The sequence below is a fragment of the Bradyrhizobium sp. cf659 genome (assembly GCF_900113725.1).
Taxonomy (GTDB): Bacteria; Pseudomonadota; Alphaproteobacteria; order Rhizobiales; family Xanthobacteraceae; genus Bradyrhizobium.
In genome coordinates, this window is the sequence record NZ_FOQJ01000007.1 from 124985 (window position 1) to 138688 (window position 13704).

Here is a 13704-nt window from a genome sequence, read left to right on the forward strand (position 1 = left end):
TCAGTCCACAAAAGGTTCGACGATCGTACGCCTGCCGAGCAGGAAGGCGTCGGCGACGAGACGCAGCGGCGCCAGATCGACATCGCTTGCGTCGGTCGCCGCAAGCTCGACGAAGCGCCGGTACAGCTCGCAATATTCCTGATCGGGCGCCTCGGCAATGGCCTTGCCGTCGACAGCCATCCGACGCCCGCCGCCGGACAAGGTCATCCGGCCCTGGTCGGTTTCCACGACGATATCCCAGCTCTGCGGCCCGGTCTGGCGGAAATCGAATTCGGCGGTGATGGGCAGGCCGTTGATGTCAGTCAGGTTCAGGTTCGCCGCAATCGGCGCCTGGCAGTTGGCGGGAAAGGCAAGGTCCGCCGCGGTGACGAACACCGGCTTCGGCAGGATGCGGGTCAGGATCGACAGCGCATTGATGCCGGGATCGAACACGCCGAGTCCGCCCGGCTCCCAGATCCAGGCTTGGCCGGGATGCCAGACGCGAACGTCTTCCTTCCAGTTGATGTGCACGGACTTGATCCGGCGTGTCGCCAGCCATTCGCGGGCCGGCTCGACCGCCGGCGCATGGCGCGAATGCCAGGTCGCAAACAGCGTGCACTTGGCATCGACCGCCATGGCAATCAGCGGGTCCAGCTCGGCAACGCCGGTGCCCGGCGGCTTTTCCAGCATGACGTGCTTGCCGGCCGCGAGCGCTGTGGCGGCCTGGGCGCGCCGCACCTGCGGCGGCGTGCAGAGCGAGACCGCGTCGATCGCCGGGCCCTTCTCCAGCAGCTCCTCGATGGTGGCGAAATGCGGCAGCTCCGGCAGCGAGGCATTGCGGCTGGCAACGGCCGCGAGCGTCGCGCCCGGTACCGCTGCGATCGCGCCGACATGCTGGTCGCGCGCGATCTTGCCGAAGCCGACGATGGCGATGCGAAGGTCGGTCACGCTCATTCTCCAGTATCCTCTGACGGCAGCGCCTCGGCCGGGGCGGTCTCGATCACCGTATCCTCGTGGCGGTGCATGCCGTTGTGAATGACATAGACCATGGCCGCCGATGCCGCCTCGGCATCGCCGGCCTCGATCGCGTCGACGATCTTCTGATGCCAGAGCAGCACGGTGTCGCGGTCCTCTGGCTCGACTGGCGCGCTCAGCAGAAAGGAGGCGCGAAGAGCGGCCTCGATGACATGCCCGATCGAGCGCATGAACAGATTGCCGGAGGCCCGCGCCACGGCAACGTGGAGCGCGAGGTCGGCATCGGCAAAGCCCACCGAGTCGGAGGCTTCACGGCGCATGCGCTCCATGCTGCGCCGGAGCTCGACGACGTCCTCCTCGGACCGCTGCTTCGCTGCGAGCTCGGCCGCGCGCGGCTCGACCGCCAGACGGATCTCGGCGAGGTCGTTGAGGAAACGCTTGTCGATTCCGGCGTCGAGATGCCAGGCCAGCACGTCGGCGTCGAACATGTTCCAGGCGGCGCGCTCGCGCACGACGGTGCCGACCCGCGCCTTGGTGGTGAGCAGGCCCTTGGCCACCAGCGTCTTCACGCTCTCCCGCAGCACCGGCCGCGACACGCCGAACATCGCGATCATCTCGGCATCGCCCGGCAGGCGCGTCCCCTCCGCGTAACGGCCGGCGATGATGTCGACGCCGATCGAGCGGGCCACTTCCGCGTGGTTGGAGTGGGCCCGGCGCGTCGGGATGACGACGATGCGCGAGGTCATGTGGCAGCTCCCGCGCTCTTGGCCACGGGCCGGCGCGCAAGCGCGACCAGCCCCTGCTGCAAGGCAATGAAGGCGAACAGCAATACACCGGTCGCGATCTTGGTCCACCAGCTCGACAGCGTGCCGTCGAAATTGATGTAGGTCTGGATCAGGCCCTGGATCAGCACGCCGAGGAAGGTGCCGATCACCGAGCCCTGCCCGCCCGTGAGCAGCGTGCCGCCGATGACGACGGCGGCGATGGTGTCGAGCTCGACGCCGACGGCGGAGAGCGAATAGCCGGCGCTGGTGTAGAACGAGAACACGATGCCGGCGATTCCCGCGAGCAGGCTCGACAGCATGTAGATCTTCACCGTCATCTTGCCCACCGCAACACCCATCAGGCTCGCGGTCGTCCGACTGCCGCCGAGCGCATAGACATTGGCACCAAACCGGGCGAGATGCAGCAGCAAGGCGCCGCCGATCACGATCACGAGCATGATGATCGCGACCGCCGTCAGCCGCCCGCCGCCGGGCATCCGCAACGCAAAGTCGGACACGGTGGAATAGACCGGCGCGGTGATCGGCACCGATTCCGTCGAGAGCAGGAAGCTTGCGCCGCGGGCCAGGAACATCCCGGCCAGCGTCACGATGAACGGCGGCAGGTCGAAGACATGGATGACCGCGCCCATCGCCGCGCCGAACGCCGCCGAGAGCGCGAGGATGGCGACGAAGGCGACCAGCGGCGGCACGCCCCAGCGCTCGATCGCCAGCGCGACGAAGACGGTGGTGAAGCCGATCACCGAGCCGACCGACAGGTCGATGCCGCCGGAGATGATGACGAAGGTCATCCCGGTCGCGACGATGCCGAGGAAGGCATTGTCGGTGAGCAGATTGCCGACCACGCGGGTGGAGGCGATGTTGGGGAATTGCATGGCGCAGAGCGCGAAGCCCGCGACGAGCACGATGGCCGTGATCAGGACGGGCGGCAGGCCTTTCATGCTTTCGTCCTCCGCAGCCGCGCGGCAATACCGGCAAGCCCCGAGAATTTCGGAGATTGCAGCAGCAGAACAGCGAGCACAACCACTGCCTTGACCAGCAGGTTGAATTCCGGCGGATAGCCCGACAGCAGGATTCCGGTATTCATGGTCTGGATGATCAGCGCCCCCAGCACCGCGAGCACAAGACTGAAGCGGCCGCCGAACAGTGACGTGCCGCCGATCACCACGGCGAGGATAGCGTCGAGCTCGAGCCAGAGGCCGGCATTGTTGGCATCCGCGCCCATGATGTCGGCCGCGGCGATCACGCCGGCCAGCGCGGCGCAGACGCCGCACCAGACATAGACCGACAGGATCATCGCGCGCGTGCCGACGCCGGCAAGCTCGCTCGCCCGCGCATTGCCGCCGGTCGCCTCGATCAGGAGCCCGAGCGCGGAGCCGCGCACCACCGCACCGGTGAGGATCAGCATGCCCAAGGCGATCGCGACCGGCACCGGCAGGCCGAGGATGGCGCCGTTGCCGAGCCAGACCAGATCGGGCGAGGAAAACGTCACGATACGCCCTTCGGTGATGAGCTGGGCGATGCCCCGCCCCGCCACCATCAGGATCAGCGTCGCCACGATCGGCTGCATGCCGAGCACGGCGACGAGAAATCCGTTCCACAAGCCGCAGACGAGGCCGGCGCCAAGCGCAGCCGCCAGCACGACCGGAAGCCCGTGGCTGTCAGCGAGGCTGGCCGCAATTGCGCCCGAGATCGCCATGATTGCGCCGACCGAGAGGTCGATGCCGCGCGTCGCGATCACCAGCACCATGCCGAGCGAGAGCAGCGCCACCGGCGTGCCGCGGTTGAGCACGTCGATCAGGCTGCCGAAGAGACGGCCGTCCTGGAGGCGCAGGTCGAAGAATTGCGGCGACACCACGCGGTCGACCGCGAGGATGACGATCAATGCGAGGATCTGGGCAAGGCCGCGGCGCGGCAGCAGCGCTGTCATGCCCGCCCCTCATGCGCGATAGCGGTGCCGTCGGCCGCGATGGCCGCGAGAATGTTGCCGACATCGATCGCCTCGCCCGCGAGCTCCTCGATATGGGCGCGGTCGCGCAGCACCACGACCCGATCCGAATAGGTCACGATCTCGTCCAGCTCGGAGGAGATCACGAGCAGCGAGAGCCCATCGTCACAGAGCTCGCGGATCAGGCGGATGATCTCGGCATGCGCGCCGACGTCGATGCCGCGGGTCGGCTCGTCCAGCACCAGCAGCCGCGGCGAGGTCGCGAGCCAGCGCGCCAGCAGCACCTTTTGCTGATTGCCGCCGGAGAGCAGGCCCACGGGGCGTTCCGGATCGGGCGGACGGATGTCCAGCATCTTGACGTAGCGGCGCGCGATCTCGTCCTGCTCGCGGCGCGACAGCGGGCGATGCAGCCCGCGCTTGGCCTGGAGCGCCAGCACGATGTTCTCGCGCACGCTGAGCTCGGCGACGATGCCGTCGGTCTTGCGTTCCTCCGGGCAATAGCCAAAGCCGTGGCGCACGCCGTCGCGCGGCGAGTGCAGCCGCACGGGCTCGCCTTCCACCTTCGCCTGCCCGCGATCGGCACGCTCGGCGCCGAACACCAGCCGCGCCGTCTCGGTGCGGCCCGAGCCGAGCAGGCCGGCGAGGCCGACGACCTCGCCATGGCGCAGCTCGAGATTGAACGGCGCGACATAGCCGGATTTGCCGTAATTCTCGAAGCTCGCGCAGATCTCGCGCGCCTGATGCTCGCGCGTCGCCGCCCGCGCACTGGTGGTCTCCGCAAGCTCGCGGCCGAGCATCATGCGGATCAATTCGATCCGCGGCAGCGAGGCAGTCTCGCGCTCACCGACCAGGCGGCCGTTGCGCAGCACGGTGATGCGGTCGGAGATCTCGTAGACCTGGTCGAGGAAGTGGCTGACGAAGACGATGCCGATGCCGCGCCCCGCGAGCTGGCGCATGATGCCGAAGAGGATCTCGACCTCGTGACGGTCGAGGCTCGCGGTCGGCTCGTCCAGGATCAGCACACGCGCGGACAGATCGACGGCGCGCGCAATCGCGGTGACGTGCTGCACGGCGACGGAATAGCTGCCGAGCGGCGCTGATACGTCGATGTCGAGGCCGAAGTCGGCGAGCAGCGTCTTGGCGCGGCGGCGCATCTCACCGTCGCGCACGATGCCGAAGCGCATCGGCTGGCGGTCGAGAAACAGGTTCTGCGCCACCGAGAGATTCGGCAGCAGATTGACCTCCTGGTAGACGGTGGCGATGCCGGCCTGAAGCGCGGCCTTGGCCGAGCGCGGCGCGACCTCCTCGCCGCCGAGCCGGACGATGCCGGCATCGCGCGGAAATACGCCGGTAACGACCTTGATCAGCGTCGACTTGCCGGCGCCGTTCTCCCCGAGCAGCGCATGGATCTCGCCGGCGCGAAGCGTGAAGTCGACCTCCTGCAACGCACGCACAGCACCGAAGCTCTTGCTGATCCCGCGCACCTCCAGAAGGGGCGAAGCAGGATCGGGGCTGTTCTCCATAGCAACGTCACTCCCACCGGTGCCCGCTGATGACGCGGACACCCAGCCTATTCGTTCGCGCAGCGGTTTCGAAGGGGGGCGCCGGACCACGGGGAGCGGCCCGGCGCGGCACCCGCCTCAATAACCGAGGCCCTTCTTGCTGTCGTAGATCTTCTGCGGATCGTCGGCTGCGGTATAGAGCTTGGACTCGGTCTGGATCCACTTCGGCGGAACGGTGCCCTTGTCCTTGAAGGCCGCGATGGCATCGAGTGCGGGGCCCGCCATGTTCGGCGTCAGCTCGACCGTGGCATTGGCTTCGCCGGCGGCCATGGCCTTGAAGATATCGGGGACCGCGTCGATCGAGACGGTGAGGATCTCCTTGCCGGGCTTGAGGCCGGCTTCCTTCATCGCCTGGATCGCACCGACCATCATGTCGTCGTTGTGCGCATAGACCGCGCAGATCGACTTGCCGCCGCCTTCGGCCTTGATGAAGCTCTCCATCACCTCCTTGCCCTTGGCGCGGGTGAAGTCGCCGGTCTGGCTGCGCACCACCTTCAGGTTCGCATGCTTGGCGATGGCGGTGTCAAAGCCCTTCTTGCGATTGGCGGCGACGCTGGCGCCGACCGTGCCCTGCAATTCGACGATGCTGCAGGCCTTGTTGCCGACGGTCTTGGCCAGCCAGTCGCCGGCAACCTCGCCTTCGTGCACGCTGTCTGACGTGACGGCAGTGAGATAGAGCTCCTTGCCGGAGGGATCGATGTCGCGGTCGAGCAGCACGACCGGGATCTTGGCCTCCTTGGCTTCCTTCAACACCGAGTCCCAGCCGGTCGAGACGACGGGCGCGAGGAAGATCGCGTCGACGTTCTGCGCGATGAAGGAGCGGATCGCCTTGATCTGGTTCTCCTGCTTCTGCTGGGCGTCGGCGATCTTGAGATTGACCTTGCGCTTGGCGGCCTCCTGCTTGGAGACCGAGGTCTCGGCCGCGCGCCAGCCGGATTCCGATCCGATCTGCGAGAAGCCGATGGTGAGCTCGGCGGCACTCGCCGGCAGCGCGAGCAACAACGCGGCCGTGGCGGTGGCCGCAAAGAGGGCTTTAGGGGTCATCAGGCGTGTCTCCCAAGAGTGATCTTGTGTTTATCTCGGGTGCCGATTGGTAGCATGGCACCTGCAGACCGCCCTTTGTGGGCGGCGGGAGGGACTATTTCACAGAAGATCGGTTCCGACTAGTCATATTATTTGACTATTTGGGGGAAACCACACGTTGGCGAGATGGGTGGCTCTATGACACGCCCAGCGCGATTTTGTTCCAGCGATGCAACGAGGAGATGAAGGAAATGATGCGGGGTGTTGCGACAGCGACGGTGCGCTCCCTCGCCCCGTTCTTACGGGGAGAGGGTTGGGGTGAGGGGCTTTATCCACGATCACGGAGAAAGACGGACCCGCAACCTCTCCTCCTCGTCATTGCGAGCGCAGCGAAGCAATCCAGAGTCCCTCCGCGGGCCGATTCTGGATTGCTTCGCTGCGCTCGCAATGACGATGTGGATAGAGCTTTGCGTATGTCTACCAAATCGACTCGTGGAGAGTCCCCCTCACCCGGAATCCGCGCTTCGCGCGAATTCCGGCCTCTCCCCGCAGGCGGGGAGAGGCGAAGAACAGCGAGCTAGATCAGCTTCCGCTGCGCGAGGTTCTTCATCAGCGCGCCGATGCCGAAGGTCCAGGGCTCGCACTCGTCGCTGGTGCGCATGCGGTTGACGAGCTTGCCGAGCTGGGGCGCGGCGATCGTGACGATGTCGTCGCGCTTGTGGGTGAACCCCTGCCCCGGCGCATCGCGATCCTTGACCGGCGCGAACATGGTGCCGAGGAACAGCACGAAGCCGTCGGGGTATTGATGGACCTTGCCGATGGTCTGTTCGACGAGGTCGGTCGGATCGCGGCTGATCTTGCTGATCGAGGAATGGCCGTCGAGGACGAAACCGTCCGTCCCCTTCACGTTCAGGCTGATGTCGAGCTTGCGCGCGTCGTCGAGCGAAAAACTCTCGTCGAACAGGCGCAGCAGCGGGCCGATCGCGCAGGACGCGTTGTTGTCCTTGGCCTTCGAGAGCAAGAGCGCCGAACGGCCCTCGAAGTCGCGCAAATTGACGTCGTTGCCGAGCGAACCGCCGACGATCTTGCCGCGGCTCGAAACGAACAGCACGAGCTCCGGCTCGGGATTGTTCCAGGTCGACTTCGGATGCAGGCCCGCATCCATGCCGGTGCCGACCGAGGACAGGGTCGGTGCTTTGGTGAAGACCTCCGCATCGGGGCCGATGCCGACCTCGAGATACTGGCTCCAGGCGTTCTGGTCGATCAGCACCTGCTTCAGATGCATCGCCTGGTCCGAGCCCGGCTTGAGCTTTGACAGATCGTCACCGATCAGCCGCGTCACCTCTTTCCGGATCGCTTCGGCCGAGGCCGGATTGCCCTTGGCCCGCTCCTCGATCACGCGCTCCAGCATCGAGATCGCGAAGGTGACACCGGCCGCCTTGAGGGTCTGGAGATCGACCGGCGCGAGCAGCCACGGCTTTTTCGGGTCGCGCCCATCGGGGGCCGTATTGGCCACGATGGCGTCGAGATCGCCGATGCGTTCGCCCCTGGTCGCGGCAAGCGCCTTGGCGGGATTGTCCTCCTCGCAGAGTGCGCTGATGGTCGGGAATTTGGCGGTGACGTCGAAGACGCCATCGCTGCGCACGGCGACCACGGCCGGACCATTGACCTGCGGCAGCCAGACGCGGCCGACGAGCGTTCCCCGCGTGCCATCCTCGGGGAGAAGGTCTTTGACAGTCAATGTCGTCATGGCCGGCGTCCTCGCTGTTTCTAAGGACAGGCCGCGTTCACGGCAGCCGATCCCATTGGCGAAGACCAATAAACGTCTGGCAGGGGAAGTCCAGACCGGCAGCGAAGGGCCGCTATGCCCCTGCCCGCGCCTCTATGCGCCTGCGCGCGCCTTGCGGGCCGCGATCTGCTGCAGCGCCCAGCGCGCGTTCTTGCGCACATCGGGATCGGCATCGTCGGCGATGACGGCCAGGAACGCCTCGCCGTCGGGATGGGCGATCTCGCCGAGCGCCGCGGCCGCTTCCTTCCGCAAATTGGCCTGGTCGTGATTGATGCAATTGCCGATCGGGCGCACTGCACGCTCGATCTTCATCCTGCCGAGGCTGCGGATCACCTTCAGCCGCACCTGCCAGAATTCGTCGGCAAGGCAGGCGACAAGTTGGTCGGCCGCGAGCGAACCGTTGACGTTGAGGCCCAGCGTCTCCGCCGCCATCTCGCGCACCATCCAGTCCGCATCCTTCAGCGCGCGCGTGATCGTCTCGGCCGCGGGCTTCATCTGCGAGAACGCCAGCGCGCTGACTGAGGCGCGGCGCACATGCGCGTCGGGATCGTTGATCAGCGCGGTCAGCGCGGGGATGGATTCCTCCAGCTTGAGGAAGCCGATCACGCCGATCGCCTGCACGCGCACGGCGGCATCCGCATCCTGCAGCGCTTCCAGCGCCGGTTTCAGCGTGTCCTTGCAGCGAAGCTCCTTCAGCGCGCGCAGCGCGCCCATGCGGACGAAGGCGTGGGCATGCTTGACCAGCGGCAGGATGATCTCGGCACAAGCCGGATCCTTGAACTCGGCCATGCTGTCGGCGGCGGCCGATGCCACGATCCTTTCGGGATCGACCAGCAGCTTGACGAGCGCGCTCGCCGCTTCCGGCCCGTCGAACTCGCCGAGCGCCATCGCGACCTGCTGACGCACGCCGGCATCGGGATCGGCGACCATGTTAGCGAGATGCGCAACGGCAGCAGGATCGCCGGAATGGCCGAGCGCGATGATGGCGACACGGCGCTCGGCGGGATCGGCGGCCTGAAGCTGCTCGTCGGCGTCTTCGAGGTCGTCGTAGGACTCGAACGGGCTCGACATGATCACCTCAACAGATAGGGAATGTTGACGGTGACGGCGCCGGTCGGGCAATCCGCCTCGCAGGGCATGCAGTACCAGCACTCGTCATAGGCCATGTAGGCCTTGTTGGTCATCTCGCTGATGCGGAGCACGTCGAGCGGGCAGACGTCGACGCAGACGGTGCAGCCCTTGTCCGCAATGCATTTGGCGTCGTCGACGACCACCGGAACCGATGTCTGATAGGACGCGAGAGGCATTGGATGTCTCCTGTTGCTATGTTCTGGTGGATCAGGCGGAGGCGCGGATGCGCTGCTTGTCGTAGAGGTCCTTCTCGTCGTCGGCGATCGGCACGACGTACGGCTCGACGGCACGCTTCTCGCTGGTCATCCTGCCATCCCGCTTGCTCAGCAGCGTGTGGCAGAACCAGTGCTCGTTGTCCTTCTCCGGGAAATCCGTGCGCCAGTGATAGAGGCCCCAGCGGCTCTCCTCGCGGTAGAGCGAGGCATGCACCGCCATGTCGGCGCAGTCCATGATCGACTGCACCTCGAGGGCGCGCAGCAGCTCGTGCGCGTTGCGCGCGATCATGCGCTCCTGCATGTCCTCCCGCGCCTCGGCGAGGCGGCGCATGCCGAGCTCGTATTTGCGCGTGACTTTCGGCGGCTGGAGATAGTCGTTGACGAGACGGCGGGTCTTGTACTCGACCTGGTTCGGCGGAATGCCGTCCTCGCGCTTGGTCGGCGCCATCACGCGGTCGCGCTCCAGCGCGACATCGGCGGCGTCGAATTCCGCAAAGTCGTGGCTGTCGGCGAACTCCATCGCGTCGATGCCGGCGACCGAGCCGTTGGTGAAGGCGCCGAGCATGTAATTATGCGGCACGCTCGCCATGTCGCCGGCGGCGTAGAGGCCGGGAACGGTGGTGCGGGCATTGTCATCGACGAACACGCCGGAGGCGCTGTGTCCGGAGCAGAAGCCGATCTCGGAGATGTGCATCTCGATCGATTCGCTGCGGTAGTCGACGCCGCGTCCCTGCTGGAACAGGCCGCGCGTGGGACGCTCGACCTTGTGCAGCGTGGATTCGATCTCCGAGATGGTGTCGGGGTGAAGATGCTTGAGCTGGAGGAACACCGGACCCTTGCCGGACAGAAGCTCATTGTAGAACTCCAGCATCATCTGGCCGGACCAGTAGTCGCATTCGATGAAGCGCGACCCCTCGTTGTTGGCGGTGAAGGCGCCGAAGGGACCGGCGACATAGGCGCAGGCCGGGCCGTTATAGTCCTTGATCAGCGGATTTATCTGGTAGCATTCGAGGTTCGCGAGCGCGGCACCGGCGTGATAGGCCATGGAGTAGCCGTCGCCGGAATTGGCGGCGTTCTCATAGGTGCCGAACATGTAGCCGGAGGTCGGCAGGCCGAGGCGGCCGGCGGCGCCCATGCACAGGATCACGGCCTTGGCCTTGATCACCAGCATTTCGGCGGTGCGGGTGTTGACGCTGATCGCACCGGCAATACGGCCGTCAGACGATTTGAGCAGCCGCGTCGCCATGTAACGGTTGGAGATCAGGATGCGGGCGCGGCGGAGCTGACGGTACAGCGCCTTCTTGACGGTCTCGCCGTTCGGCATCGGCAGAACATAGGTGCCGATGTGATGCACCTTCTTGACGGCGTAGTCGCCGTTCTCGTTCTTCAGGAAGCGGATGCCGAAACTGTCGAGCTCTTCGATGATCTTGTAGCAGTTCTGGGCGTATTTATAGACCGCCTTCTGGTCGACGATGCCGTCATTGGCGATGGTGATTTCCTTGGTGTACTGCTCGGGCGTCGCATAGCCGGGGATGACCGCGTTGTTGAGCCCGTCCATACCCATCGAGATCGCGCCGGAGCGCTTGACGTTGGCCTTCTCGAGCAGGACGACGTTGGCCTTCGGGTTCTTCAGCTTCGCCTTCAGCGCCGCCATCGGACCGGCCGTGCCGCCGCCGATGACCAGCACATCGCAGGAAACCTCCGAAAGTCCGTCGACGATCTGATCTAGTGCCATCGCTTGCTCCTGGTTCGCCGGCAGGTCCGGCGCCTTTGCATCAGATTTGTTCAGGGGGCTTTCCGGCGATAGCAATTAGTTGTCGCCGGGATGCGATTTGCGCGTCAGCGCTCGACAAAAGCCTTTTCGATCACGAAATGGCCGGGCTGGCTGTGATTGCCCTCGACAAAGCCGCGCGCGGAGAACATGTCGTGGAGTTCCTCGAGCATCGCCGGGCTGCCGCACAGCATGATGCGGTCGGTCTCGATATCGAGGCCGGACAGTCCGATGTCGTCGAACAGCTGGTTCGAGGCGATCAGATCGGTGATGCGGCCGCGGTTCCGGAACGGCTCGCGGGTCACGGTCGGGTAGTAGACGAGCTTGTCGCGGATCAGCGGCCCGAAGAATTCGTGGTTGCGCAGGCCTTCGACGAGGTGCTCGCCATAGGCGAGCTCGGAGACCTGACGGCAGCCATGGGCGAGCACGATGGTCTCGTAGTTCTCGTAGACATCAGGGTCCTTGATCAGGCTGGCGAAGGGCGCCAGCCCCGTGCCGGTCGAGAGCAGCAGCAGTCGCTTGCCGGGAATGAGGTTGCCGGTGATCAGCGTGCCGGTAGCCTTGCGGCCGACCAGGATGATATCGCCTTCCCGGATCTTCTGGAGGCGCGAGGTCAGCGGGCCGTCCTGCACCTTGATCGAGAAGAACTCGAGCGCCTCCTCGTGATTGGCGCTGGCCATGCTGTAGGCCCGCATCAACGGCTTGCCTTCGACCTCCAGCCCGATCATGGCGAACTGGCCGTTCTGGAAACGGAAGCCCGGATCGCGCGTCGCGGTGAAGCTGAACAGGCTGTCGGTCCAGTGCCTGACCGACAGAACCGTTTCCTTCTGAAATGTGCTCATGGTCTCTCCTTGGCCATCGATGGCGCCCAAGGTTTCGGAGAGAGGAGAGTCCGGCAATTCGTAAGTGAAATTCCCGGTCGATTAGTTTCACATTTCGCGGGCGGTGACCGAAGAGGAGGCAGCGAAGGTCAGGCGGGCGCGCTTGCGCTGGCAATTAGTTGCTATCGCAGCGGCGTCACAACGACGTAGAGAGGGTTCGGAGGTTCGTCATGACCATGACTTTGGTGGCACCGACCGTAGCCAACTACGAAGCCAGCGCCGATCTCGCCTCGCTCCTCGTCCGCACCACGCAGGACGACGCGCTGAGCCTGCCGGCCGAGCAGCTTCGCCTCTCCTGCAAATGCGCCCACTGCACCCGCGCCCGCTTCGACGGCCGCTTCCCTGAAGCGTTTCCGGGCATCGCCATCATCGAGATCGGCGATCTCGGCTACGGCCTGAACATCTCGTTTTCGGATGGACACAACCGTGGGATTTACCCGAATCCGTATCTGCTGAGCTTGGCGGGGCGGTAGAAACATCCTCGGTGTCGTCCTGGCGAAAGCCAGGACCCATTACCCCAAGAGCTGGTTGCAGAAGTCGGCTGTGGCTACAGCTGCGTGCCACGACACACGCCTGTGGTAATGGGTCCTGGATCAGCGCTCGCTCTGCTCGCTTGTCCAGGACGACGGTGTTGGTGAGGCACGCTAGCCAAGCCACAAACTCCGCTGTCATTCCCCGCGAAAGCGGGGAATCCAGTACGCCACGGCCTCTCCGTATCCCATTGACGTCTCTGGAATACTGGATCGCCCGCCTGCGCGGGCGATGACGGCTGTATAAGTGGCCCTCTCCCCATCTGGCACGGACATTGCTCCTCTTTAGAACGACTTGAACGTTCCGGAGGCAGATATGTTGCAGGCGGCCAATGTGGTTCGCGGGGCTGTTCCCCCGGCAGTCCGGCCAGCCGGAAGCTCCTCGCTGCTGCTCACCGAGAACCAGCAATGGATCGGCGGACCGCCGCCGCTGATGGACAAGCTCTCACCGCGCGAGCGGGAGCTGGTGCTGAAGCAGGGCCGGCGAAAAGTGCTCAACCGCGGCCAGACGCTGTTCAGCCAGGGCTGCAAGCATGACGGCATCTGGCTGATCGAGAGCGGCCGCATCCGCGTGTTCTACACATCCCCGCTCGGACGCGAGATCACGCTCGCCTATTGGCATGTCGGTAATTTCGTCGGCGGGCCGGAGGTGTTCGAAGGCACCGTGCATCAATGGTCCGGCGTCGCATCCAGCAATTGCAGCGTGGTGCACCTGCCCGGAAAGGAACTGCGGTCCCTTGCCGTTGAGATCCCGAACCTCGCGATCGGCCTGATCGAAGGCCTCACCTTCAAGGGCAAATGCTATTCGGCGCTGGCGCAGATGCTGGGAACGCGCTCCATCACGCAGCGCCTTGCGCATCTCCTGCTGCATCTCGTCGAGCTCTACGGCGTCGCCGACGCCGACGGCACCGTGATTGCGGCCGCCTTCACCCATGCCGACATCGCCCACATGGTCGGTGCCACCCGGCAATGGGTCACGATCAGCCTCAAGCGCATGCAGGAGAAGGGAATCGTTGTGACCAAACGCTCGCAGATCGTGGTGTGCCGCACTGACGTGCTGGAAGAGATGCGCGGCCAGGCGTCCGATTAAGGGAGCCCGCGGCCAGGGCCGCTGCACA

Annotated in this window: 13 protein-coding genes; 2 read left to right on the forward strand and 11 right to left on the reverse strand. The window is 65.4% G+C overall.

Annotated elements, in window-relative coordinates; genetic code table 11:
• The 11 genes from BM118_RS26350 to BM118_RS26405 all read right to left on the reverse strand — a co-directional run bounded on the left by BM118_RS26350 (nt 1) and on the right by BM118_RS26405 (nt 12017).
• A complete protein-coding gene (locus BM118_RS26350) occupies nt 1-927 on the reverse strand; it encodes a Gfo/Idh/MocA family protein (protein WP_092189149.1) in 927 nt (308 codons plus the stop codon).
• Nucleotides 928-929: 2 nt separating this feature from the next.
• On the reverse strand, nt 930-1700 hold the full coding sequence (locus BM118_RS26355; protein ID WP_092188805.1) for a FadR/GntR family transcriptional regulator: 771 nt from the start codon (nt 1698-1700) through the stop codon (nt 930-932).
• Nucleotides 1697-2677 carry a galactofuranose ABC transporter, permease protein YjfF gene (gene yjfF / locus BM118_RS26360; RefSeq protein ID WP_092188807.1) on the reverse strand — a complete coding sequence of 327 codons (981 nt, stop codon included), beginning with the start codon at nt 2675-2677 and terminating at the stop codon, nt 1697-1699. Before yjfF ends, BM118_RS26355 begins: the two co-directional genes overlap by 4 nt.
• Nucleotides 2674-3666, reverse strand: a complete 993-nt coding sequence (locus tag BM118_RS26365) for an ABC transporter permease (protein WP_092188809.1) — start codon at nt 3664-3666, stop codon at nt 2674-2676. Before BM118_RS26365 ends, yjfF begins: the two co-directional genes overlap by 4 nt.
• Complete coding sequence (locus tag BM118_RS26370) at nt 3663-5207, reverse strand: sugar ABC transporter ATP-binding protein (RefSeq protein ID WP_177234703.1); 1545 nt, start codon at nt 5205-5207, stop codon at nt 3663-3665. The genes BM118_RS26365 and BM118_RS26370 overlap by 4 nt, the downstream gene beginning before the upstream one ends.
• A gap of 117 nt (nt 5208-5324) precedes the next feature.
• Entirely contained in the window at nt 5325-6290 is a 966-nt protein-coding gene (ytfQ, locus tag BM118_RS26375; RefSeq protein WP_092188813.1) for a galactofuranose ABC transporter, galactofuranose-binding protein YtfQ, read from the reverse strand.
• Nucleotides 6291-6846: 556 nt separating this feature from the next.
• Complete coding sequence (locus BM118_RS26385) at nt 6847-8019, reverse strand: fumarylacetoacetate hydrolase family protein (protein WP_092188817.1); 1173 nt, start codon at nt 8017-8019, stop codon at nt 6847-6849.
• Between the two features lie 132 nt (nt 8020-8151).
• On the reverse strand, nt 8152-9129 hold the full coding sequence (locus BM118_RS26390; RefSeq protein WP_177234704.1) for a HEAT repeat domain-containing protein: 978 nt from the start codon (nt 9127-9129) through the stop codon (nt 8152-8154).
• 2 nt (nt 9130-9131) lie between these two features.
• Nucleotides 9132-9365 (reverse strand): 4Fe-4S dicluster domain-containing protein, encoded by a 234-nt coding sequence (locus BM118_RS26395; RefSeq protein WP_011085981.1) that lies wholly within the window; start codon nt 9363-9365, stop codon nt 9132-9134.
• Nucleotides 9366-9396: 31 nt separating this feature from the next.
• The gene (locus BM118_RS26400; RefSeq protein WP_092189151.1) at nt 9397-11139 is read right to left on the reverse strand and encodes a fumarate reductase/succinate dehydrogenase flavoprotein subunit; all 1743 of its coding nucleotides are present in this window, start codon (nt 11137-11139) and stop codon (nt 9397-9399) included.
• Between the two features lie 104 nt (nt 11140-11243).
• Nucleotides 11244-12017: a ferredoxin--NADP reductase gene (locus BM118_RS26405; protein WP_092189153.1), complete on the reverse strand. Its 774-nt coding sequence runs from the start codon at nt 12015-12017 to the stop codon at nt 11244-11246.
• Between the two features lie 215 nt (nt 12018-12232).
• Here BM118_RS26405 and BM118_RS26410 point away from each other — a divergent pair, with 215 nt between their 5' ends.
• Both BM118_RS26410 and BM118_RS26415 read left to right on the forward strand, forming a co-directional pair.
• The gene (locus BM118_RS26410) at nt 12233-12529 is read left to right on the forward strand and encodes a gamma-butyrobetaine hydroxylase-like domain-containing protein (protein WP_177234740.1); all 297 of its coding nucleotides are present in this window, start codon (nt 12233-12235) and stop codon (nt 12527-12529) included.
• A 373-nt stretch (nt 12530-12902) separates the two neighbouring features.
• Nucleotides 12903-13676, forward strand: a complete 774-nt coding sequence (locus BM118_RS26415) for a Crp/Fnr family transcriptional regulator (protein ID WP_092188823.1) — start codon at nt 12903-12905, stop codon at nt 13674-13676.
• Nucleotides 13677-13704: the final 28 nt, after the last annotated feature.